This window comes from Thiocapsa roseopersicina (assembly GCF_900106925.1).
Taxonomy (GTDB): domain Bacteria; phylum Pseudomonadota; class Gammaproteobacteria; order Chromatiales; family Chromatiaceae; genus Thiocapsa; species Thiocapsa roseopersicina.
Genome location: NZ_FNNZ01000028.1, coordinates 1 through 21,579, shown reverse-complemented (window position 1 = coordinate 21,579; position 21,579 = coordinate 1). Strand labels below are relative to the sequence as shown.

General features: G+C 64.4%; 21 protein-coding genes. 9 read left to right on the top strand and 12 right to left on the bottom strand.

Annotated elements, in window-relative coordinates; genetic code table 11:
* Nucleotides 1–2: 2 nt before the first annotated feature.
* Complete coding sequence (locus BLV04_RS20665) at nucleotides 3–1,001, bottom strand: zinc-dependent alcohol dehydrogenase family protein (RefSeq protein ID WP_093036998.1); 999 nt, start codon at nucleotides 999–1,001, stop codon at nucleotides 3–5.
* A gap of 148 nt (nucleotides 1,002–1,149) precedes the next feature.
* On the opposite strand from BLV04_RS20665, the gene BLV04_RS20660 reads away from it, so the two are divergent.
* The 3 genes from BLV04_RS20660 to BLV04_RS24580 all read left to right on the top strand — a co-directional run bounded on the left by BLV04_RS20660 (nucleotide 1,150) and on the right by BLV04_RS24580 (nucleotide 4,072).
* Entirely contained in the window at nucleotides 1,150–2,724 is a 1,575-nt protein-coding gene (locus BLV04_RS20660; RefSeq protein ID WP_093036995.1) for a carbon-nitrogen hydrolase family protein, read from the top strand.
* A gap of 512 nt (nucleotides 2,725–3,236) precedes the next feature.
* A complete protein-coding gene (locus BLV04_RS20655) occupies nucleotides 3,237–3,713 on the top strand; it encodes an HNH endonuclease (protein ID WP_175534730.1) in 477 nt (158 codons plus the stop codon).
* 140 nt (nucleotides 3,714–3,853) lie between these two features.
* Nucleotides 3,854–4,072, top strand: a complete 219-nt coding sequence (locus BLV04_RS24580; RefSeq protein WP_139191994.1) for a hypothetical protein — start codon at nucleotides 3,854–3,856, stop codon at nucleotides 4,070–4,072.
* A gap of 15 nt (nucleotides 4,073–4,087) precedes the next feature.
* On the opposite strand, the gene BLV04_RS20650 is transcribed toward BLV04_RS24580, so the two are convergent.
* From BLV04_RS20650 to cysT, 4 genes are read right to left on the bottom strand one after another with little or no spacing between them, the layout of a single operon-like run.
* Entirely contained in the window at nucleotides 4,088–5,023 is a 936-nt protein-coding gene (locus BLV04_RS20650; RefSeq protein ID WP_093036989.1) for a CysB family HTH-type transcriptional regulator, read from the bottom strand.
* Nucleotide 5,024: 1 nt separating this feature from the next.
* Nucleotides 5,025–6,110 (bottom strand): sulfate/molybdate ABC transporter ATP-binding protein, encoded by a 1,086-nt coding sequence (locus BLV04_RS20645; RefSeq protein WP_093036986.1) that lies wholly within the window; start codon nucleotides 6,108–6,110, stop codon nucleotides 5,025–5,027.
* A 10-nt stretch (nucleotides 6,111–6,120) separates the two neighbouring features.
* Nucleotides 6,121–7,005, bottom strand: coding sequence for a sulfate ABC transporter permease subunit CysW (gene cysW, locus BLV04_RS20640; RefSeq protein WP_093036983.1), 885 nt, complete (start codon nucleotides 7,003–7,005; stop codon nucleotides 6,121–6,123).
* A complete protein-coding gene (gene cysT / locus BLV04_RS20635; protein ID WP_093036980.1) occupies nucleotides 7,005–7,859 on the bottom strand; it encodes a sulfate ABC transporter permease subunit CysT in 855 nt (284 codons plus the stop codon). The genes cysW and cysT overlap by 1 nt, the downstream gene beginning before the upstream one ends.
* 370 nt (nucleotides 7,860–8,229) lie before the next feature.
* Between cysT and BLV04_RS20630 the strand changes: the two genes are divergently transcribed.
* Complete coding sequence (locus tag BLV04_RS20630; RefSeq protein ID WP_281241878.1) at nucleotides 8,230–9,237, top strand: sulfate ABC transporter substrate-binding protein; 1,008 nt, start codon at nucleotides 8,230–8,232, stop codon at nucleotides 9,235–9,237.
* Between the two features lie 189 nt (nucleotides 9,238–9,426).
* Here the strand turns inward: BLV04_RS20630 and cysN are convergent, their stop codons facing one another.
* Nucleotides 9,427–11,334: a sulfate adenylyltransferase subunit CysN gene (cysN, locus tag BLV04_RS20625; RefSeq protein WP_093036977.1), complete on the bottom strand. Its 1,908-nt coding sequence runs from the start codon at nucleotides 11,332–11,334 to the stop codon at nucleotides 9,427–9,429.
* On the bottom strand, nucleotides 11,334–12,233 hold the full coding sequence (cysD, locus tag BLV04_RS20620) for a sulfate adenylyltransferase subunit CysD (protein WP_093036974.1): 900 nt from the start codon (nucleotides 12,231–12,233) through the stop codon (nucleotides 11,334–11,336). The genes cysN and cysD overlap by 1 nt, the downstream gene beginning before the upstream one ends.
* A 1,215-nt stretch (nucleotides 12,234–13,448) precedes the next feature.
* Between cysD and BLV04_RS20610 the strand changes: the two genes are divergently transcribed.
* Together BLV04_RS20610 and BLV04_RS20605 are read left to right on the top strand one after the other, a co-directional pair.
* On the top strand, nucleotides 13,449–13,922 hold the full coding sequence (locus BLV04_RS20610) for a hypothetical protein (protein WP_139191993.1): 474 nt from the start codon (nucleotides 13,449–13,451) through the stop codon (nucleotides 13,920–13,922).
* Nucleotides 13,923–14,058: 136 nt separating this feature from the next.
* A complete protein-coding gene (locus BLV04_RS20605) occupies nucleotides 14,059–14,433 on the top strand; it encodes a hypothetical protein (RefSeq protein ID WP_139191992.1) in 375 nt (124 codons plus the stop codon).
* A gap of 137 nt (nucleotides 14,434–14,570) precedes the next feature.
* Here BLV04_RS20605 and pabB read toward each other — a convergent pair whose 3' ends face one another.
* Complete coding sequence (gene pabB / locus BLV04_RS20600) at nucleotides 14,571–15,950, bottom strand: aminodeoxychorismate synthase component I (protein ID WP_093036963.1); 1,380 nt, start codon at nucleotides 15,948–15,950, stop codon at nucleotides 14,571–14,573.
* 168 nt (nucleotides 15,951–16,118) lie between these two features.
* Here pabB and BLV04_RS20595 point away from each other — a divergent pair, with 168 nt between their 5' ends.
* Entirely contained in the window at nucleotides 16,119–17,408 is a 1,290-nt protein-coding gene (locus tag BLV04_RS20595; protein WP_093036960.1) for a DNA cytosine methyltransferase, read from the top strand.
* Here BLV04_RS20595 and folK read toward each other — a convergent pair.
* From folK to BLV04_RS20575, 4 genes are all read right to left on the bottom strand, one after another.
* Nucleotides 17,405–17,992, bottom strand: coding sequence for a 2-amino-4-hydroxy-6-hydroxymethyldihydropteridine diphosphokinase (gene folK / locus BLV04_RS20590; RefSeq protein ID WP_093036957.1), 588 nt, complete (start codon nucleotides 17,990–17,992; stop codon nucleotides 17,405–17,407). The two genes, BLV04_RS20595 and folK, sit on opposite strands and share 4 nt — an antisense overlap.
* A gap of 120 nt (nucleotides 17,993–18,112) precedes the next feature.
* Nucleotides 18,113–18,619 (bottom strand): Hsp20/alpha crystallin family protein, encoded by a 507-nt coding sequence (locus tag BLV04_RS20585; RefSeq protein ID WP_093036954.1) that lies wholly within the window; start codon nucleotides 18,617–18,619, stop codon nucleotides 18,113–18,115.
* Between the two features lie 80 nt (nucleotides 18,620–18,699).
* Nucleotides 18,700–19,119, bottom strand: a complete 420-nt coding sequence (locus BLV04_RS20580) for a type II toxin-antitoxin system VapC family toxin (RefSeq protein WP_093036951.1) — start codon at nucleotides 19,117–19,119, stop codon at nucleotides 18,700–18,702.
* A 7-nt stretch (nucleotides 19,120–19,126) separates the two neighbouring features.
* Nucleotides 19,127–19,375, bottom strand: a complete 249-nt coding sequence (locus tag BLV04_RS20575; RefSeq protein WP_093036947.1) for a FitA-like ribbon-helix-helix domain-containing protein — start codon at nucleotides 19,373–19,375, stop codon at nucleotides 19,127–19,129.
* 263 nt (nucleotides 19,376–19,638) lie between these two features.
* Here BLV04_RS20575 and BLV04_RS20570 point away from each other — a divergent pair, with 263 nt between their 5' ends.
* Complete coding sequence (locus BLV04_RS20570) at nucleotides 19,639–20,484, top strand: class I SAM-dependent methyltransferase (protein WP_093036944.1); 846 nt, start codon at nucleotides 19,639–19,641, stop codon at nucleotides 20,482–20,484.
* 134 nt (nucleotides 20,485–20,618) lie between these two features.
* Nucleotides 20,619–21,473, top strand: a complete 855-nt coding sequence (locus BLV04_RS20565) for a DMT family transporter (protein WP_093036940.1) — start codon at nucleotides 20,619–20,621, stop codon at nucleotides 21,471–21,473.
* The last annotated feature ends 106 nt before the right edge of the window (nucleotides 21,474–21,579 follow it).

Here is a 21,579-nt window from a genome sequence, read left to right as displayed (position 1 = left end):
TTCTAATCCATCGTCAGCGCAAGCTTGCCGGTCACGTGCCCCGTCTCGATGCGCTTGTGCGCCTCCTGAGCCTGCGCGAGCGGGAAGGTCTCGGAGACATGGATGCGCAGATCACCGTGGTCGATCAGATTGGCGCAACGGCGCAGGATCTCGCCCTGATGGGTGCGCGCCCGCGGCACATCACGGAGCATCGGGGTGAGCATCAGCTCGAGACTGATCCGCAGATTGCGCACGCGCGCCTCTTTCAGATCCAGATCCGGCCCCGGATCCAGGATGGTCACCAGGTCCCCGTAGTGCGCCATCGCCGGGATGGTCTTGCGGAAGACCTCGGGGCCGACGGTATCGAGCGCGATATCCACGCCATGCCCTTCGCTCCAGTGCATCACGGAGTCGACCAGATCCTCCTCCTTGTAGTTGATGCAATACTCGGCGCCGAGCGCATGGGCGAAATCCGCCTTCTCCGGGCTGCTCACGGTCGTGCAGACGCGCGCGCCCGCCGCCTTGGCGAGCTGAATGGCCACATGCCCGACCCCGCCAGCGCCGGCGTGGATCAAGACGCGTTGGCCCTCCACGAGACGCGCCCGGTCGTGCAGCGCCTCCCAGGCGGTCAGCAGCACCAGCGGCGCCGCGGCGGCCTCCACGAAACCGATCTCGCGCGGCTTGGCCTGCGCCAGATGGTTGTCGAGCAGGATATACTCGGCATAGTTGCCGACCGGACCGCCGATCCCGCCCCAGCAGAACCAGACCTCGTCGCCCGGCTTGAAACGCGTCACCGCGTCGCCTGCCGCCTCGACCACGCCGGCCCCGTCGCAGCCCAAGACCGCCGGCAATCCGTTTGGCAGCAGGGGTCCGTTGTTGCGGATCTTGGTATCCACCGGATTCACACCGGCAGCCTTCAGCCTGACCAGGATGTCGTCCGGCCCGCCGATCTCGGGACGAGGCCGATCGACCAGTTGCAGAACGGCCGGTCCGCCGGTCTCGCGCATCTCGATTGCCTTCATGGACGTTTCACCTCGTGTCGTAAGTCTTCTGAATCCACTACCGACGGCAGCACTCACCGGCATGCTAGCCCCATCGACAGGTCCGGCACAATCCGAGGACCACGCCGAGTCTCGCCCCATCGCCAGCCTTTGTACCGGAGTACCCTGCATGCCCAACACAGCCAAGACAAAGCCCGCCAAACCGCCCTTGATCGTGCGCAACGCCCGTGTCAAGGACATCCCGGCCATCCGCGCACTCGATGCGCGGGTCTACGGGGCGAGCGGCATGGGCTCCTATTCGCGGGCGATGCTCCTGGGGCAGATCCATAACTTCCCCGAAGGCCAGTTCGTCGCCGAGTTCGAAGGCGCGATCGTCGGCTATTGCGCGACCTTCCTGATCGACGCCGACATCGCGCTCAAGCCGCATACCTGGCACGAGATCACCGGCGGCGGCTATGCCTCTCGACATGACCCGGAGGGCGACTATCTCTACGGCATGGAGGTGTGCGTCGATCCCGCCTACCGCGGCCTGCGGATCGGCCAACGCTTCTACGACGAGCGCCGCAAGCTCGCCCGCGCTTGGGACGTGAAGGGGATCGTCTTCGGTGGACGAATTCCCAATTTCACCAAGCTGCTGCGTCGTTTCGGCACACCCGAAGCCTATCTCGAAGAGGTCAAATCCGGCCGCTTGCGCGATCCGGTGCTGACCTTCCAGATACGCAACGGCTTCGAGGTACTCGGCCTGCTGCCGGGCTATCTCCCCGAGGACAAGGAGTCGGGCGGCTATGCCGTTCACCTGGTCTGGCGTAATCCCAATGCACCGGACGAGAAGGAAGAGCGGCGCGCGAAGAGCTACGGCGCGCGACTCCAGGATACTGTCCGCGTCGCGACCGTGCAGTACATGCAGCGCCGTGTCGGCTCCTTCGACGAATTCATCGATCTGGTGCGCTATTTCGTCGATGTGACGGCGGATTATCGCGCCGACTTCGTCGTCTTTCCGGAGCTGTTCTCGCTGCAGCTTCTGTCCATGGAGGATCAGCAGCTCACGCCCGCCGAGTCCATCGAGGCCCTGACCAAGTACACCGAGCCGCTCAAGGAGGCGCTGAGCAACATGGCAGTGCGCTTCAACATCAACATCATCGGCGGCTCGCACCCCACCCGCATGCCCAACGGTCGGGTCGAGAACGTCTGCTACGTCTGTCTGCGCAGCGGCGAGGTGCACGAGCAGGCGAAGATCCATCCGACCCCCAACGAGGTCTACTGGTGGAACATCGAGGGCGGCCACGCACTGAACGCGATCGACACGGACTGCGGCCCCATCGGTGTCCTGATCTGCTACGACGCCGAATTCCCGGAGCTCGGCCGTCATTTGGTGGATCAGGGTGCCAACATCGTCTTCGTGCCCTTCTGCACCGACGAGCGTCAGTCCTACCTGCGGGTGCGCTACTGCGCCCAGGCGCGCGCGATCGAGAACCAGTGCTATATCGCCATGTCCGGCAACGTAGGCAACCTGCCGAACGTGCACAACATGGATATCCAGTACGCCCAGAGCTGCATCCTCACGCCCTGCGACTTCCCCTTCGCGCGCGACGGGGTCGCGGCCGACACCACGCCCAATGTCGAGACGGTCGCCTTCGCCGATCTACGCCTGGAAGCCCTGCGCGCCGCACGCAACTCGGGGACGGTCCAGAACCTGAAAGATCGCCGGCACGATCTCTATACGACCGTGTGGCGGGAGCGTTGACGACACGCCGGATCAGCGGTTGTCCGTGCCGGTTGTGTCCGGCTTGTCGCAGCCCACTTTTGACATCGTCAGCCAGCATATGCGGCTCGGCGGCGCCCTCCTTGGGGACCTCAAGGCGATCTTTGCCTGTTGCACGGGCGGTTGCTATCGGCCACTCGATCCGCCGATCGGTTCGTCGTGGCGGATATGGCGCTCGCAGGGCGCGCCTATGATCCCAATGCCGATTTGGGGCACCCTGCTGGAGAAGGCGGCAACGGACAACGGCTTCGACTTGGAGGGGAAGCGGGAGGGGGAATTGAATTCCCTTCGCGAGCAGTCAGACCAGCCTGCGCATCTGGCTCCGCGTCCTGGACGGCCCGCTTTGCGGGGTTGCCCTTTCTCGTCGGGAGATCTGCCGGGCCCTGGCCGACCCGGGAGCACCCTGGACGGCCCCGTTGCCGCCGGGCGCCTGTGCTGCGCTTCGCCTAGGCGACGTGGCGTCGCTTCACCGCCTGATCCGGCACGCTTTTCAATTGTCGCGGACGCTCCCGGATACGCCGCTGCAGGCGTTCCTCCAATGGACGGCGTCGCTGCCGAGAACGACGGAGGCGGAGCGACTGGTCGTCCAACGCGTGGGTCAGGATCTGTTCCGCAACGGCCTGCTCGATTATTGGGATGGCGTCTGCGCGGTGACCGGGCTCGCCGTACCCGAGCTCCTGCGCGCGAGTCACATCAAGCCTTGGGCGGACTGCGGCACCGACGCCGAACGCCTGGACGTGTTCAACGGCCTGCTGCTTGCCCCCCAGCTCGACGCCGCCTTCGACCGCGGATTCCTGACCATCGACGACGCCGGCCGGGTCACCGTCTCGGACCTGCTCGGTCCAGCCCCGAGGCAAATCCTGAGGCTCGAAAAACCGCTTCGGGTGCACCGACTCGACGACAAACATCGGGCCTTTCTGGCGTGGCATCGGGAGCACGTCTTTATCGCGGCGGGGTCAGACCGATCTTGAGTAGCTGTCGGCCGGTCGCCGGCTATGCGTTTGCTGACAGACGCAGTCAGCCTATGGTCAGCACCCCTGCGTTACCTTGCACCCAAGGTCGCGACTCCTCGCGATCAAACCCCTTCAAGGCAACCGCCGGAGCGCGAACCATGAACACCTCTTCAATTCAGCATCCCGCACAGCCGAGCACGTTTGGCGTCATGCGGACACGTAGCGGTCTCGCGACCAGGGGTGTCCGTACCCCATCCGCCCGGCCGCGGCCGACGTTCGTTTCACGCCGCGCGGTCGAGCCGACGGTGTCGATCGAGGAGGCGATCGCACGTTACCTGACCGATCAGCCCCCGCAGCTCTATCGCAGCGGCGCCTGATCGCCGCGTCAGGGATCAGGGCAGCGCCGCCTTGGGGAACACCGCGTCCTTGATCTGCTCCGCGGTCAGTGCGGGGGCGCACTCCAAGATGAAGCGCACGGCATAGTCGCGCAGATAGTGACCGCGCCGTAGGCCCAGGCGGGCGGTATTGACCTCGAACATGTCCGGGGTGTCGAGCAGGCAGAGGCCCCCGTCGCGGGCAGGGTTGAAGGCCATGGCGGCGATGATGCCCACACCCATCCCCAGCTCCACGTAGGCCTTGATGACATCGGCGTCGAGCGCGGACATGACGATGTCCGGGACGACGCCGGCGCGGGCGAAGGCGGCATCGATGCGCGCACGACCCGTGTTCCCCGGATAGTAGGTAATGATCGGATAGTCCGCAATCGCGCTCAGGATCAGGGGCGAGACGTCGGTCAGCGGATGGGTGGTCGGGACGATCACCGCATGCTTCCACCGGTAGTAGGGGAAGCTGACCAGATCCTCTTCGCTCCCCAGCGCCTCGGTGGCGATCCCGATGTCCACCTGACCGTCGCGCAACAGGCTGACGATCTCCCCCGGCCCGCACTCGTGGAGCTCCAGATAGACCTTCGGGAACGCCTGCTTGAACCGAGTCACCACCGCAGGCAAGGCATAACGGGCCTGTGTGTGGGTCGTCGCGATGGCCAGGTGACCCGTATCCTGCTGCGCGAATTGCTCGCCGAGATGCTTGATGTTCTGGGTGTCGATCAGGATGCGCTCGACGATCGGCAGCAGCTCTTTGCCGGGCTCCGTCAAACCGAGCAGCCGCTTGCCGCGGCGCACGAAGAGCTCCATGCCGAGCTCGTCCTCCAGATCCTTGATGTGTTTGGAGACACCGGATTGTGCGGTATAGAGCGCGTTTGCGACCTCGGTCAGGTTGAAGTTGCGGCGGACCGTCTCGCGCACGATTCGCAGTTGTTGGAGGTTCATCTCAGGCGGCCTGACTCGGGAAGACGCGAATCTGCGACGGGACCAGCCGCACCCGTTGCCCGCGGGTCAGCGCCAAGGCGTCGACCTGCGCACGCGGCATGACGACCTCGTAATGGGCTGGCTCTCCGCGCACCGCGGCACCCGGTAGACTGTCGAGCTCCACCCGGACGTCGGCGCCGAAGATCAGGACGCGCTCGACGACCGCCGCGACCCCGTGCGGCGTGTCCGGATCGGTCACGATCCTCAGCTCATGGGGACGCGAGAACGCCACCGCTTCGGCGCCGTGGATCACCTGTGTCTGCTCATGCGGCAGGGTCGCCTCGCCGACGCGCAGATGCGGCCCCTCGATGCGTCCGTGAAAGACATTGACCGCGCCGAGAAACCCGTAGACGAAGGGGGTGGCGGGGGCCTCGTAGACCTCGGCCGGGGTGTCGACCTGCTCGACGCGGCCACGGTTCATCAGGACCACCCGATCCGCCACCTCGAGGGCCTCTTCCTGGTCGTGCGTGACGAAGATCGAGGTCACCTGAAGCTCGTCGTGCAATCGCCTCAGCCAGCGGCGCAGCTCCTTGCGAACCTGGGCATCGAGCGCACCGAACGGCTCGTCGAGCAGCAGAACGCGCGGCTCGACGGCCAATGCACGGGCCAGCGCGACGCGCTGGCGCTGACCGCCGGACAACTGTGCCGGGAAGCGCTCGGCCAGCGCGTCGAGCTGGACGAGATCGAGCAGGCGATGGACCCGCCGGCGAATCTCGGCGTCGTCGGGACGTTCGCGCCGCGGCTTCACGCGCAGCCCGAAGGCGACGTTCTCAAGCACGGTCATGTGACGAAAGAGCGCATAGTGCTGGAAGACGAACCCGACCCGGCGTTGGCGCACATGGGTATCGGAGGCATCCTCGCCCTCCAGGATGACGCGGCCCGAGTCGGCTGTCTCCAGGCCCGCGATGACACGCAACAGCGTGGTCTTGCCGCAACCCGAGGGTCCCAGCAGCGCCGTCAAGGCACCGGTCGGGAAGTCGAGCGACACCTGATCCAGCGCGACGAATTCGCCGAATTGCTTATGAATCTCTTTGACTTGGATGCTCATGGATGGGTCCTTAGATGGTGTCCCGAAGTCCTCGCTCGACCTTCCATTCGATGAAGGTCTTCAGCCCCAGGGTCACCAGCGCCAGCAGCGCCAACAGCGAGGCCACGGCGAAGGCCGCGGCGAAATTGTATTCGTTGTAGAGGATCTCGACGTGCAGGGGCATGGTGTTGGTCTGGCCGCGGATATGGCCGGAGACGACGCTCACCGCACCGAACTCGCCCATCGCACGGGCGTTGCACAGGATCACGCCGTAGAGCAGGCCCCATTTGATGTTGGGAAGTGTCACCCGCCAAAAGGTCTGGAAGCCGGAGGCGCCGAGCACGACCGCCGCCTCTTCTTCCTCCCGGCCCTGCGCCTCCATCAGCGGGATCAGCTCGCGCGCGACGAAGGGGAAGGTGACGAAGACGGTCGCCAGCACGATGCCGGGGACGGCGAAGATGATCTTGATGTCGTGCGCGAACAACCAGGCCCCGAACCAGCCGTGCGCTCCGAACAGGAGCACGAAGATCAGGCCCGCGATCACGGGCGAGACCGAGAAGGGCAGATCGATCAGGGTGGTGAGAAAACGCTTGCCGCGGAACTCGAACTTGGCGATCGCCCAAGCCGCGGCGACCCCGAACACCAGATTGACCGGCACCGAGATGGCCGCCACCAGCAGCGTCAGCCGTACCGACGCCAAGGCATCCGGGTCGGTGATGGCCGTGAGATAGGTCAGCCAGCCCTTGCGCAGGGCCTCGGTGAAGACCGCGATCAGCGGCATCAGCAAGAACAGCAGGAAAAAGGTCAGCGCCGCCGTCAGGATCAGCCACTTCACCCAGTCCGTCTCGCGGGTTGCAGGATTTGTCTCGTAACGACGGGCATCGCCCCGCCCGTACAGGGTGCCGACGGCAACCATCAGCGATTCCTCCCGGTCCGCTTCGCGCTCCAAGCCTGCAACAGGTTGATGGCCAGGAGCATGAGAAAGGAAAAGACCAGCATGACGACCGCCACGGCGGTCGCGCCGGCATAGTCGTACTGCTCGAGCTTGGTGATGATGATGAGCGGCGTGATCTCGGACACCATCGGAATGTTGCCGGCGATGAAGATCACCGACCCGTACTCGCCGACCGCCCGGGCAAAGGCCAGCGCGAAACCGGTCAGGAGGGCCGGCAACAAGGTCGGCAGAAGTACCTTGGAGAAGGTCTGCAGCCGGTTGGCGCCCAAGCTCGCCGCGGCCTCCTCCAGCTCGGTCTCGAGGTCTTCGAGGATGGGTTGAACGGTGCGCACCACGAAGGGGACGCCGATGAACACCAAGGCCACCAGCACACCGAGCGGGGTGAAGGCGACCTTGATGCCGAGCGGCGCGAGCAGGCTACCGATCCAGCCGTTGCCGGCATAGAGCGCGGTGAGGGCGATGCCGGCCACCGCGGTCGGCAGCGCGAAGGGTAGATCCACCAGCGCGTCGATCAGCTTCTTACCCGGGAAGCTGTAGCGAACCAGCGCCCAAGCCAACATCAGACCGAAGACCGCGTTGATCGCCGCCGCCAGCAGCGACGCACCGAACGAGAGCTTGTAGGTAGCCACCACCCGCGGGGAGGAAACAATGGCCCAGAATTCGCTCCCGGACAGGGTCGCCGACTCGAGAAAGACCGCCGACAGCGGAATCAACACGACGAGCGACAGATAGACCAGAGTATAGCCGAGTGCGAGGCCGAAGCCGGGTAGCACGCGGGTCTGGCGCGTCGGGTTAAAGAAGGTCGCAACGCCCATTATGGCTTTACCGGGGTCGGGCCGAGGGTGCCGACATCGGCGAAGGGCATGGAATCCAATGTCATGGCGGCAGATCTCGGGAGTCGGAGTACACCTTCAGGCTAGTGCAAGACGCACCTCTCCGGAACCGTCGAATCCTGCTTTGGTTATCAGGTTTGACGATAAGAGCGATTGTCGCGGGTTCGCGCCGAGCCGCGTCTGCTGCGCCGCCGGCGAGACCTGCAAGGCCGAGCCGATGCGCATGCGCTCGCGTCGCGCAGAACGCAATTTAAACGATAAGGTTTGCGGATTTCGTTGGTGGGCACGGCTCGACGACGGTGCTTCAATCCTGGTCACACGATCCCGTTTCGACAGCCAAAAGGACCCGACCATGACCGTCACAATGCCCCCGAAATCCATACTCGCCGCCGCCGTGCTCGGCCTGTCGACCCTCGGCATGGCACACGCCGAGACGACCCTGCTCAACGTCTCCTACGATCCGACGCGCGAGCTTTACCAGGAATTCAACCCGGCCTTCAGCAAACACTGGGAGGAGAAGACCGGCGAGAGGGTCAGGATTCAACAGTCGCACGGCGGGGCCGGCAAGCAGGCCCGCGCGGTCATCGACGGATTGGAAGCCGATGTCGTGACCCTGGCGCTGGCCTACGACATCGATGCCATCGCCGAGACCGGTTTCCTGGCCAAGGACTGGCAGTCGCGACTACCGCTGAACAGCTCGCCCTACACCTCGACAATCGTCTTCCTGGTCCGCAAGGGCAATCCGAAAGGGATCAAGGACTGGGGAGACCTGGTCAACGAGGGGGTCGCCGTGATTACGCCCAATCCCAAAACCTCGGGCGGCGCGCGCTGGAACTATCTGGCGGCTTGGGCCTGGGCCGAAAAGGAATACGGCGGCGACGAAGGCCGGGGGCAGGACTTCATCGCGCGACTCTACAAGAATGTCCCGGTGCTCGATTCGGGTGCCCGCGGCTCGACCACCACCTTCGTGCAGCGCGAGCTCGGCGATGTCTTCCTCTCCTGGGAGAACGAGGCGTTCCTCGCACTCGAGGAGTTCGGCGAGGACAAGTTCGAGATCGTCGTTCCATCCCTGTCGATCCTCGCCGAGCCGCCGGTCACGGTCGTGGATCGCACGGTGGACAAGAAGGGAACACGCGAGGTCGCGACGGCCTATCTGGAATTCCTCTACTCGCCCGAGGGCCAGGAGCTTGCCGCCAAACACTTTTATCGCCCCACCGATCCCGAGGTCGCGGCACGGTACAAGGATCGGTTTGTCCAGGTCGATATGGTGACGATCGAAGCCCTGGGCGGCTGGAAGGCCGCCCAGGAGAAGCACTTCGCCGACGGCGGCATCTTCGACCAAATCTACAGCGTTCGCTGACTAAACCGCGTCCAGAGCGACATGCGTAGTTTTCATTGTTCGTTTAGCTTCGGAGATATCCTTGATCCCAGTGGGACGCGGTTTAGAATTTAAGATTTTCAATACTTTAAACCGCGCCGGCTCCGACAGTCGTCGGAGCCGGCGCGGCCAAGCCATCCAACAAATTACGCATACCGCACCGGGCGCGGTTTAAAACGACATCGACAAGGACTCGATGATCGCCTCGGCCGCCTCCTCGGCCGAGAGCCGGGTCGTATCGATGCGGATCTCGGGTGCTTCTGGCGGCTCGTAGGCGCTATCGATGCCGGTGAAGTTCTTGAGATCGCCGCGACGCGCCTGCTCGTAAAGGCCCTTTTGATCGCGGCGCTCGGCCACCTCGATCGGCGTGTCGATGAAGATCTCCACGAACTCCCCTTTCGGGAAGAGCTGTCGGACCATGCGCCGTTCGCTGCGGAAGGGCGAGATGAAGGCCGTCAGGACGATCAGCCCGGCGTCGGTCATGAGCTTGGCCACCTCGCCGATGCGTCGGATGTTCTCGACCCGGTCGGCATCGGTGAACCCCAGATCCTTGTTTAGCCCCTGACGGACATTGGTGCCGTCCAACAGAAAGGTGTGGCGCCCCATGGCGTGCAGCTTCTTCTCGACCAGGTTGGCGATGGTCGTCTTGCCCGAGCCCGACAGCCCGGTGAGCCAGAGCAGTCGCGGCTGCTGATTCTTGATGGCGGCGTGGGCGGTGCGGTCCACGTCGATCGTCTGCCAGGGCAGATTGTGGCTGCGTCGCAGGGCGAAATGGATCATGCCGGCGCCGACGGTCGCATTGTTCAGCCGGTCGATCAGGATGAAACCGCCCAGGTCCGGATTCTCCGCATATGGCTCGAAGGGGATCGCCTTGCTCGTGGCGATGTTGCACACCCCGATGCCGTTCAGCGCCAAGGTCTTGCCCGGCTCATGGGCCATCGTGTTGACGTTGACCTGGTATTTCTCGTCGGTCACCGTGACCGTCGCCTGCGTCGTGCCGATCTTCATGATGTAGGCACGACCCGGGATCATCGGCTCTTCAGCCATCCAGACGATGGTCGCCTCGAACTGATCGGCCACTTCGAGCGGTTGGTCGGCCGGGGTGATGACTTGACCGCGCGAGCAGTCGATCTCGTCGGCCAGGGTCAGGGTGACCGATTGGCCGGCGCCGGCCTCGCTCAGATCGCCGTCCAGGGTGACGATACGCGCGACGGTGGAGGTGGTGCTGCCGGGCAGGATGCGCACGGCGTCTCCCGGTTTGATCCACCCACTGGCGATCTGGCCCGAGAAGCCGCGGAAATCGAGATTCGGACGGTTGACCCATTGCACCGCCATGCGGAACGGCCGCTCGATCATCCGGGTCTGGTCGATCTCGACCGTCTCCAAATACTCGAGCAGGGTCGGGCCTTGATACCAGGGCGTGGCGTCGCTCTTGGACGTAATGTTGTCGCCCTTGAGACCCGAGATCGGGATCGCCTGAAAGCTGCCGACCCCGATCTGGTCCGCGAATGCACGGTAGTCGCCGATGATGCCGTCGTACCTCGCCCGATCGTAGTCGACCAGATCCATCTTGTTGATGGCGAGCACGATGTTGCGGATGCCGACCAGATGGGCCAGATAGCTGTGGCGCCGCGTCTGGGTCAGCACGCCCTTACGTGCGTCGATCAGGATGACCGCGAGATCCGCCGTCGAGGCGCCGGTCACCATGTTGCGCGTGTATTGCTCATGGCCGGGCGTGTCCGCGACGATGAATTTGCGCCGGTCGGTGGCGAAGAAGCGATAGGCGACATCGATGGTGATGCCCTGCTCGCGCTCCGCGGCCAGACCGTCGACCAGCAATGCGAAATCGATCTCCTGGCCCTGGGTGCCGACCCGTTTGGAATCCGCTTCGAGCACGGCGAGCTGGTCCTCGAAGATCATCTTGCTGTCGTAGAGGAGCCGGCCGATGAGTGTCGATTTGCCGTCGTCCACGCTCCCGCAGGTGATGAAGCGCAGCATCGTCTTGTGCTGATGCTTCTCCAGATAGGCATCGATATCCCGCGCGATGAGCTCATCGGTCTTGTAGATGTCGTTGGCCATCAGAAGTACCCCTCCTGCTTCTTCTTTTCCATGCTGGCGGATTGGTCGTGGTCGATGGCGCGACCCTGGCGCTCGGACGTCGTGGTGAGCAGCATCTCCTGAATGACCTCGGTCAGGGTCGTGGCCTCGCTCTCGACCGCGCCGGTCAGGGGATAGCAGCCGAGCGTGCGGAAGCGGATCGAGCGCATGCGGACCTCTTCGCCGTCCCGCAACGGAAAGCGATGGTCATCGACCATCAGAATCAAGCCGTCGCGGATCACGGTCGGGCGCGGGGCACTGAGATACAGCGGGACGATCTCGATCTGCTCAAGATGGATGTATTGCCAGATGTCGAGCTCGGTCCAATTGGACAGCGGGAAGACACGGATGCTTTCGCCCTTGGCCTTGCGAGCGTTGTAGAGCTTCCAGAGCTCGGGGCGCTGATTCTTCGGATCCCATCGGTGATTGGCCGAACGGAACGAGAAGACGCGCTCCTTGGCCCGGCTCTTCTCTTCGTCGCGACGCGCGCCGCCGAAGGCCGCATCGAAGCCGTATTCGTCGAGCGCCTGCTTCAAGCCTTCGGTCTTCCACAGATCGGTGTGCAAGGAGCCGTGATCGAAGGGGTTGATGCCGCGCGCGATCGCCTCCGGATTCTGATAGACGAGCAGCTCCATACCCGCATCGCGCGCCGCCTTCTCGCGCAGCCGGTACATGTCCTGAAACTTCCAGGTGGTATCCACATGCAGGAGCGGAAAGGGCGGCGTGGACGGATGGAAGGCCTTCTTGGCCAAGTGGAGCATGACGGCGGAATCCTTGCCGACCGAGTAGAGCATCACGGGGCGCTCCACCTCGGCCACCACCTCGCGCATGATGTGGATGCTTTCGGATTCCAGGCGTTGCAGGTGCGTGAGGGTCGGCATCAGGTTCGGACCGGGGCTGTGGGTTACGAGGATCGGATACGGGTGTCCGCGGAATGTCCGCGCGGGTCGTGGCGGCCCGCACGCGCGGGGGCATCGGCCGCGCGACTTCGAGTCTATCAGGTCCCGCTCGGCCGTCGCGCTAGGGATTTCAGCGCAAACCTCGGGGTCTGCCCGATACCCTCCTCATGGCAGACACGGCCGCTCTTCACAATGCGGCGGATCAGGTTCCGGGCGAGAGCGTGATGCGCGTGGCCGTTCAGCCACCCCGAGACAGTGCGAGCCTGCCGTCCGTCCGATCCATCAGGGCTCCGGGCTTGACGAGCCGACTCGACTACCCCAACCTTCAGTTTGTGTAGCAACAGCGTCCTTGAACGCGAAAGCTCGCGTCAACTCGCATTTGAGCAGCAAGGCATTTCGTCGTCAGCGATGGCGCCTTTGCTTCACATCCGATCAATCTTGAAGGTGCCGATCCCTCCAAGGCCGATCGGGCCTGGATCTAGACCATGCTCGGACGTGCCGCAGCCCCGAAGATGCGATTACTTCGGATCCTTTTAGGGTCCAGTCTCGGATTGACGAGAGAGGAGCGCGGCAGCCCGTGCACTGTTCGTCGGGGGCGACGCGGCGCGGCGCGGCGCGCCGAACCATTCCTGTGGGCATTGATAGGCTTCGCGTTTGCCGGAGGCTGCTTCGGGGCCGACGTTCGGCTCACCTGGAATCCGGTGAATGACCCTCGAGCGTCGAGATACCAGGTCCATTTCGGACAAGCGAGCCGGACATACGCAGGCTCGGTGGACACAACCGAAACGACCGCCGTCATCGGTGGCCTCACCCCCGGTCAGCTTCACTATCTCGCTGTGCGCGCCTGCACGCGAGACGGTCTTGTATGCAGTGAGTTTTCGAACGAAGTCATTGCCGCCATCGCGGCCGACGGGGAAGCGCTGCCGGTAGAGCCCTGCTGGGCCTGCTTGCCGAACGAAGGAGGCTGGCGTGCCACCTTGAATTGAGCCTGATCTGCGTCGAGGCTGACTCGCTTCACGTTCATCGAACCGCACTCGCGGACGCGAACCGCATTCACCGGATACAATCTCGACACCCGAAACAGTGACTCGTCGATATCTCCCCTTGCTCGTCGTTGCTGCGACGACGACCGCCGCTTTCGTACTCACTCCGGACGAGCAGGCGCGGCCGATCACGCAAGCGATCGAGCGTCAGCCGATGGCGCAGCCGGGCGACGCTGCGCACACCGACGCGACTACGCCGGAGCCCGTCGCCGCGGTCATCCCGCTGACAGCGGAGGCCGCATTCCCGTCTGAGAAGCATGGCGCAGAGACCTTCCGGATCAAGGAGCCAGCCGAGCCGCAGCGCAGTCACGACATCGGTGATCCGATCCCGGTCGAAGAGACAGGCCCAGCTACCAGAACCGACCTTGTCCAAATCGGAGAACCCATGGACGCCGATGCGCCCGCCCCCGAGTCTTTTTACGCTGCGGAACCCGCGCCGATCCAGATCGGTCGGACCCTTGACGTGAACGAACCGGATGTTTGGTATCTTCCCCGAACATCCACCGAGGTCATCGAGATCGGCACCCAGCTCGACGCCGACTCTCCATGGCCGAACCAAAACCAGGAACGGGAGCCCGTGGACATCGGGCCACCAATCGAGGCCGAAGGATTCGGAACCGTGCTTTGATGAGTTGATCATGCGGGTTTCGGTGCGAAACCCGGGCGCTTCGGCCGCCGTATAGTCGTATATGGGTATACGGGCCGACGCACAGCATCGTCCGCTCTTCAATGCCTTCAAACACGGCAAAATGCCGGGGGCACCGATGAATTTCGTTTCGATCACCAAGAAAGCAGCCGTCGCAGCTGTCCTGCTTATGCTGTTGCCGAGCGGCTCGGTCTTGGCCGCCGAGGCCATGGTTACGTCCCAGGTCAATCGGGTCTTGATTTCAGCCGACAGCACTTATGGCGGCTGCATGGCATTCTTGAGCTCCAATCCGCAAAACCACTTGCCGTCGTGCCTTGCAGACTGGGTCAGCTTCAGTTGCAGCGGCCACTTCACGGATGCGGTCAGAGGGTTTCGGATGTTGGACCAAGCACAGCTTGCTCTGGCCACGAACAAGAGCGTCATGGTCGTGGTGGACGACAGTCGCCGCCACAACGGCTATTGTTTCGCCTCTCGCATCGATGTGCTCCGATAACTTGCGTCGGGAGGGTTCCGATCGCATTGGAGGTCAAAGCGCGATGGACGTGCACCGATCAGGGCGTCACGATCGGCCTAGCCCCGGACACAGGTAAAACCTGACCCGGGATTCTCGTCGAGGTCTACCCGCGGAACTCAGCGCCGCCTCTGTTGGCTGTGTAGCCGTGCCAGAAGCTCCAGCAAGGGAGCCGCCTTGTCGTAGGTCTCGCGATACTCGGACTCGGGGTCGGAGTCGGCCACGATGCCGCCGCCCGCCCAGAGGCGAATGACACCGGCCGAATGGACCAGGGTGCGGATGGCGATATTGGTGTCCATGGTGCCGTCGTAGCCGAGATAGCCGATCGCGCCGCAGTAGATACCGCGACGGTGTGGCTCCAGCTCCTCGATGATCTCCATGGCGCGGAGCTTGGGCGCGCCTGTGATCGACCCGCCCGGAAAACAGGCTCGCAGGAGATCCACCGCGTTGCGCCCATCGGCGAGACGACCGCGGACCGTGCTGACCAGATGATGAACCCGCGTATAGCTCTCCACCTCGAAGAGCGTCGGGACGTGCACACTGCCGATGGCGCAGACCTTGCCCAAATCGTTGCGCAGCAGGTCGACGATCATGAGGTTCTCGGCACGATCCTTGGTGCTCCGGCGCAGTGACTCCGCCAGCCTCCGATCCTCGGCGGGATGGCTCCCGCGCGGCCGTGTCCCTTTGATCGGCTTGGTCTCGACCCGGTCGCCGCGCACCCGCAGGAAACGCTCGGGCGAGGAGCAGAGGACTCTGCAGTCGGGTGTCGCAAGATAGGCCCCGAAAGGCGCAGGATTCAGTCGCCGTAGACCCTTGTATGCCTGCCAGGCGTCGCCCTGCGCCGGGGCAGCGAAGCGTTGGGCGAAATTGACCTGGTAGCAGTCGCCCTCGTGCAGGTAGTGGCGGATGCGGTCGAGTGCGCTCAGATACCGAGCGCGGCTCAGGTTGGACCGAACGGGTGCCAGGACACGAAAGGCACCGGTCGCGGGATCCGCCCCGGACAGGGCGCGGATCAGACGCCCGAACACTTCGTCGAGACAGGCCGAATCCTGCGCAACGAGCCGGGAACGGCCGCGCACGTGATCCACCACCAAGGCCCAGTCATAGATCCCGATAGCCATATCCGGGATGCCCTCCGCGTCTTCCGCCACGCTCGGGAGACGTTCCAGACGGCGGGCAAGATCATAAGCGAAGTAGCCGATCGCGCCTCCCCAGAAGGGCAAACCGGGGATGCGGGGTCGCCGCGGCCCAAGCGCCGCGTCCAGCAACGCGAAGGGATCCGCGGGGGAGCTGCGCACGCCTTGCGCGTCGCGAATCTCGGTCCGATCCCCATGCGTCACCAAGGTGACACGCGGGTCGGCGGTTAGGATATCGTAGCGTCCCAGCGTACTCGCCGGCCGGCCACTGTCGAGAAAGACCGGCCAAGCGCGGCGGACCAGAGTCTCGAAGACGGGACTGCTGTCGGGGCGATAGGGAAACTCGCGTACACAGGGGGGCATCAACCTGAATCCGGCAATTGGAGGCGCTTGGGCGTAAAGCTTGCCTTGGACAGCAGGCTTCCGTGACATCCTGATCGCTCGCCCGGTCGGTCGCCACTCCGATTTCACCCATGATGTCTCGGGTCCCGACCGCTGAAGTTCTCGCCCGACACCAGGGAGCCGCCCCCGATGAACCGCTTGCGCCCGTCCGACCACCGCCCACGCACCTTCATCGACCTCTTCTCGGGTGCCGGTGGCATGAGCTACGGCTTTCACGCGCACCCTTCGTTCCGGGTCGTCGCCGCATTCGACGGCGAGCGCGGCAAGCCGAGCAGCGGGAAGGGCCGCTCCGGATGCAACGAGACGTTTCGGCACAACCTTGATCTCGCGCCGACCTCGACCGATCTCGCCCATGTCGACGATGGCTTCATCGAGGCAGCGCGAGGAGACATCCTCGGCGGACGGGATCTGGACGTCTTGTCGGCGTACCCGCCCTGCACCGGATTCTCACGGGCCAATCCGAACAACCATCTGGATGACGACGAGCGCAACAGCCTGGTGGTGCGCACGACGCGATGGGTGCGCCTTCTTGTGCCGCGGGTTCTGGTCATGGAGAACGCGCGGGAGCTCTTGAAGGGCAACTTCGCGCATCACTTCCGCGAGCTTCGGCGGCAGCTCGAACGAATGGCCTACGACGTCCACGCAAGCATCCACATGCTCGACAGGTTCGGGCTTCCCCAGCGTAGAGAGCGCGCGTTGGTGGTCGCGACCAGACTTCCGATCGGCGCGAAGGGCCTCGAAGACCTCTGGCAAGGCTACGAAATCGATCGAAAGGCCACCCACGTGCGCCGATGCATCGGTCACCTACCGCCGGTGTCTGCGGGAGAGCGCCATCCGGAGGACCCCTTCCACGTCTCGCCCGGGATGAACGGCACAACGCTCGCCCGCATCCATGCGATCCCCGTCGACGGAGGCTCGTGGATCGACCTTCGGGACCATCGGGACGCGGACCTTCTCATGACGCCCGCGATGAAACGCTACGTTGCGGCCCGGGACTTCGGGTCCCACCCGGATGTTTACGGGCGAATGGCCTGGGACCGACCGGCAGTCACGCTCAAGCGCGAATGCGCACACGTCGGCAACGGTCGCTACAGCCATCCGGAGCAGGATCGCCTCTGCACCCTCCGAGAGCTCGCGCTGCTGCAGGGTTTCCCCGAGCATTACCGGTTCGGCGGCGGATCTTTGTCCAACCAGTACCGCCACATCGGAGATGCGGTCCCGCCGCTGATCTCCCATCAGCTTGCCCATGTCGTTGAGTGGATGTTCACGGGCGAGAAACCCAACGTCGCTGACTGCGTGCTGCCCGGCACCAGCCTGCGCGCGGACGACATCCAGCCGGCGGCGATCCAACCCCGTCGAAGCAGCCTAGCAACCGAAGCTCGACTCGAGGTTTCCGCCGCTTCGCCCCGTCGAATCTAGGGATGCCCGCCGGAGCCCGAGCCTTTCCGCGACGCGTCTCCTGCTGGATCCGCGTCGTCGAAAGGCTCGACCCCGTCGCGCTCGCAACGCTCGAGCAGCTCGGCCAAAATCCCGACGCCGGGCACCGCGAGATTCGGTGGCGCGACGTCGGCCAGCGGGACCAGCACGAAGGCACGTCGGGCCATCTCCGGATGCGGGATCGTCAGGCCGGGCTCGTCGATCCGCGCGTCGCCGTAAATGAGGATGTCGAGATCCAGAATACGCGGCCCCCAACGGGTGCCGTCGCGCCGACGGCCGTGGGCCAGCTCGATCCGATGGAGCTCCGCCAAGAGTGCCTGGGGTGCCAGGCGGGTCTCGAGACGGGCCGCCGCGTTGATGTAGTCGGGTTGGCCGGGCGGGCCGACGGGTGCCGTCCGATACAGGCGCGAGGCGGCCTGCAGACGGCTTTCGGGCAGCGCGCCCAGCTCGCCGATGGCCGCCCTCACCTGCCGCTCGGGCTCCTGCAGATTGCTGCCGAGGCCGATCCAGACGGCGACCGGCGCACCGAGGGTCAACCGACCGGGGGAAGAGTCAATCAGGGTCATGGAAGCCGCCTCGAACGCATCCGCAAAAAGACCGCCCCCGGCATCCGTTCTCGCGGATGACCGGGGGCGGTCGGCGCACACGCGATGGTGTGCGATCGGGCGCTCCAGGCGCCTTGTCTATTACGCAACCTCGATCCGCCGACGCTCCGTCTTCTCGGTCTTCGGCAGATGGATCTCGAGCACACCGTCCTTGAACTCGGCCTTGGCCTGCTCCAGGTCGACATTCTCGGGCAGACGCAGCGACCGTACGAAACTGCCGCGCGCGATCTCGGACCGGTAGTAGGTGCCCTTCTCTTCGGTCTTCTCATGCTTGCGCTCGCCCTTGAGCGTCAACACCTGGCCAACCAGCTCGATCTCGAGATCCTTCTTCTCGACGCCCGGCACCTCGGCGCGCAACACAAGCTCCTCTTCGCGGTCGATCAAGTCGACCTTCGGGGTCATCTCAACCGCATGCTCAAGGCGCACCCACTCCGGCCACATCTCACGGAACGGGTGCATCCAACCGTGACGCCAACCGCGCTGCGGGCCGCCCAGCATCAGGTCGTCGAAGGCGCGATCCATCTCGTCGAAGAGTGTCATCTCACGACGCGGGACCGCTTCGCCAATCGCTTTGCTCTTGGTTTTCATGGCAGTCCTCCTGTCTTCTATTCCCACTTAAAGTATAGCTCAGAGGCCAAGGCTTGCTCCCTTCCCTCGCCTGAACCACATTACGGCTGCCATGGATTGATCGTGTCGAGACCGCAATCCTCGAAGTCGACGACGTTACGTGTCGCCAAGCGACCTCCCCGGGATTGGGTGATGGCAGCGATTTGCGCGTCGAACTGCGAAATCGGACGGCCCATTCGCTGTCGCTCCGCCACAATGACTGAGTACGCAGTCGCTGCGTCACTGTCGAAGGGCAGGACGCGTCCGCTAAAGTCCTCTGCAAAGAGGGCTGCTACGGCCATCTCCAACTGTCGGCGACGTTGTCCGTTCGGAAGCAGCCCGACACCAAAGAGCATTTCCGCCTGAGTAACGGTGGTCGTGAACAAAGTCTCAAGCGGCTGAGAGGCAGTCCAATCGATGACGGCAGGCTCCGGCTTTGCGCGCAGCAGCTCCGAGAGCACATTGGTGTCGAGGACGATCACTGGCGACTCAACCGCCTAGAGCGGGCGGCTCACGCATATCTTCGCGCTCCGGTTGCGGGAGCTCGACGTCACCAAGCGGCCCGAACCGGGCGCGAATGCATTGGACCAGATTGGCTCCTGCGGCCTTCTCCTGACCGAGCACGGTGCGCAGAATGGTGCGAGCCTCGTCTTCCATGGAACGACCGTGGCTGGCCGCACGCATACGCAGCTGCGCCTTGATTGAATCGTCGAGGTTGCGGATCGTGAGGCTGGCCATCTCTCTATTCCCGGTTTCGAAGACGATTTCATCGTAATCATTGATATCAATGAAATCAAATCAGGGTCGGCAGAAGTCGTTTCGACGCGCGGCGGACGCGATCGGATGCATGGGGTCTTCCGGTGCGATAGGATCCATTGCAACCCCATACCTGATGCAGCGTTCTTATCGTAAGGCCGCCATCGGATGTGGGTGACGAACCACTTTGAGTCGCCGCCAGCACGCGCCCTTGCGAACGTTTCACCGAAACGAGGAAACGGAGCATGTCGAATCCAGCCGGCAAGCCATCCCATCCTACGCCGGATCCTTGGCACGGTACCGACTATGCGCACCACTCCGGTTTACAGGCGGCGATGGCCGACGAAGTGCTCGCGCAGATGCAGCTGCGCGGCGATGAGCAGGTGCTCGACCTGGGCTGCGGCGACGGCAAGATCAGCGCGCGCATCGCCGCGCGGCTCGCCGGCGGTGCCGTGCTGGGCGTGGACGCATCGGCCGACATGGTCGCCTACGCGCAACGGCAATTCGGCGCCGACCAATTGCCGAACCTGCGCTTCGAGGTGGCCGACGCGCGCCGCCTTGGTTTCGAAGCCCGCTTTGACCTCGTGGTCTCGTTAAACGCCCTGCACTGGGTGCCGCAGGCGGCCGATGTGTTGCGCGGCATCTGCCGGGCACTGAAGCCGGAGGGACTGGCGCGCTTGCGCTTGGTCACGCGCGCCGCGCTCGCCAGCCTGGAAGAGGTGGCCGAGGAGGTTCGCCGAGAGCCGCACTGGGCCGGCGCTTTCGCGGGTTTCAGCGATCCCTATCTGCGCCTGAGCGCCGAGGAGTACGCAGCACTGGCGGAAAGCCTGGGCCTGAAGCAGGTGTCGCTGAGCAGTGAGTCGAAGCGCTGGGACTTCGGTACCGAGGAAGCCTTCTTCGGCTTCTGCAACGCCGGGTTCGGCGCTTGGACCCAGAGGTTGCCCGAGGCGCGGCGCCGAGCGTTCGTCGAGGAGACGATGCGGCGCTATCTCTCGGTCATTGATGGTGCGCTTGGCGAGCGCTTCGTCTTCCACTTCACGCAGACCGATGTAGTCCTGGCGCCGGCCGGTAGCGCAACATCGGTCGACTGATGCTTGAGACTCCATCCCAGAGTAAGCGCACCGCGGAGGCAACGGGGCACCCGGTTGTAAACAAGTTGGGTCGGCGCGGGTAAGCCGACCAAAGAGATCACCATCGGGCATAAGAGCAGGGTGCCGACACAGCCATGACCAACCCCCGCCTCATCGGACTGACCGCGTTCGCGATGATCCCGCTGGCCGCGAACTCCTGGCTGTGCCGGGCGGCACTGCGCGACACTGCGATCGACGCGGCCAGCTTCACCTCGATCCGATTGATCTCGGGCGCGCTGATGCTCTGGCTGCTCGTGTGGCTGAGCAGCAAGGCACGCGCGGGTGCGGGCAACTGGCCTTCGGCGTTCGCCCTGTTCGGCTACGCGGCGCTCTTTTCATTCGCCTACCTGAGCTTGACCGCGGCGACCGGCGCATTGCTCTTATTCGGCACCGTGCAGGTGACCATGATTACACTCGGACTCCGCGGCGGTGAACGGCTCGACGGTATTCAGATCGCCGGTGTCGCGCTTGCCTTCGCCGGGCTGGTCGGCCTGCTGTTGCCGGGGCTGTCGGCACCGCCGTTGGGCGGTGCGCTGATGATGATCGGCGCCGGCATGGCCTGGGGTGTCTACTCGGTGCGCGGCAAGGGCGCGGGTGACCCGATCCGCGTCACGGCAGGCAACTTCCTGCTGACCGTGCCGATCACGGTGCTGTTGAGCCTCTTGACCATCGCAGACGTCTCGGTGGATATGATCGGCGCGGGGTATGCCGTCGCCTCGGGCGCACTGACCTCCGCACTCGGCTATGCGCTCTGGTATCGGGTTCTGCCGATGTTGCGGGCGACGAGCGCGGCCACGGTCCAGCTCAGCGTGCCGGTGATCGTCGCGATCGGCGGTGTCGCCCTGCTCGGCGAGCCGATCACGCTGCGTCTCGTGCTCGCCTCGACAGCGGTGCTCGGCGGGATCGCCTTGGTCATCCTGGAGCGCGACCGGATCCGTGGTCGGCGATAGATCCTTTCTACTGAGTGCGGTCAGCGATTTTGATGGTTTCGCGATCAAGTTGCGTGATAGGGGTCGGCGAAGCGCTCCCCCGGTCTCGCGCGGCCGGGGTGTGGGC

Bases quoted from the DNA above. Each gene is read 5' to 3' on its own strand.
- BLV04_RS20585 (WP_093036954.1), bottom strand. From the start codon at position 18,619: ATGAAAACCAAGAGCAAAGCGATTGGCGAAGCGGTCCCGCGTCGTGAG.
- BLV04_RS24580 (WP_139191994.1), top strand. From the start codon at position 3,854: ATGAACACCTCTTCAATTCAGCATCCCGCACAGCCGAGCACGTTTGGC.
- cysW (WP_093036983.1), bottom strand. From the start codon at position 7,005: ATGGTTGCCGTCGGCACCCTGTACGGGCGGGGCGATGCCCGTCGTTAC.
- BLV04_RS20595 (WP_093036960.1), top strand. From the start codon at position 16,119: ATGAACCGCTTGCGCCCGTCCGACCACCGCCCACGCACCTTCATCGAC.
- BLV04_RS20575 (WP_093036947.1), bottom strand. From the start codon at position 19,375: ATGGCCAGCCTCACGATCCGCAACCTCGACGATTCAATCAAGGCGCAG.
- BLV04_RS20645 (WP_093036986.1), bottom strand. From the start codon at position 6,110: ATGAGCATCCAAGTCAAAGAGATTCATAAGCAATTCGGCGAATTCGTC.
- pabB (WP_093036963.1), bottom strand. From the start codon at position 15,950: ATGCCCCCCTGTGTACGCGAGTTTCCCTATCGCCCCGACAGCAGTCCC.
- BLV04_RS20630 (WP_281241878.1), top strand. From the start codon at position 8,230: ATGACCGTCACAATGCCCCCGAAATCCATACTCGCCGCCGCCGTGCTC.
- BLV04_RS20610 (WP_139191993.1), top strand. From the start codon at position 13,449: ATGGCGCAGCCGGGCGACGCTGCGCACACCGACGCGACTACGCCGGAG.
- BLV04_RS20660 (WP_093036995.1), top strand. From the start codon at position 1,150: ATGCCCAACACAGCCAAGACAAAGCCCGCCAAACCGCCCTTGATCGTG.
- BLV04_RS20650 (WP_093036989.1), bottom strand. From the start codon at position 5,023: ATGAACCTCCAACAACTGCGAATCGTGCGCGAGACGGTCCGCCGCAAC.
- folK (WP_093036957.1), bottom strand. From the start codon at position 17,992: ATGACCCTGATTGACTCTTCCCCCGGTCGGTTGACCCTCGGTGCGCCG.
- BLV04_RS20565 (WP_093036940.1), top strand. From the start codon at position 20,619: ATGACCAACCCCCGCCTCATCGGACTGACCGCGTTCGCGATGATCCCG.
- BLV04_RS20570 (WP_093036944.1), top strand. From the start codon at position 19,639: ATGTCGAATCCAGCCGGCAAGCCATCCCATCCTACGCCGGATCCTTGG.
- cysT (WP_093036980.1), bottom strand. From the start codon at position 7,859: ATGGGCGTTGCGACCTTCTTTAACCCGACGCGCCAGACCCGCGTGCTA.
- BLV04_RS20665 (WP_093036998.1), bottom strand. From the start codon at position 1,001: ATGAAGGCAATCGAGATGCGCGAGACCGGCGGACCGGCCGTTCTGCAA.
- BLV04_RS20605 (WP_139191992.1), top strand. From the start codon at position 14,059: ATGAATTTCGTTTCGATCACCAAGAAAGCAGCCGTCGCAGCTGTCCTG.
- cysN (WP_093036977.1), bottom strand. From the start codon at position 11,334: ATGGCCAACGACATCTACAAGACCGATGAGCTCATCGCGCGGGATATC.
- cysD (WP_093036974.1), bottom strand. From the start codon at position 12,233: ATGCCGACCCTCACGCACCTGCAACGCCTGGAATCCGAAAGCATCCAC.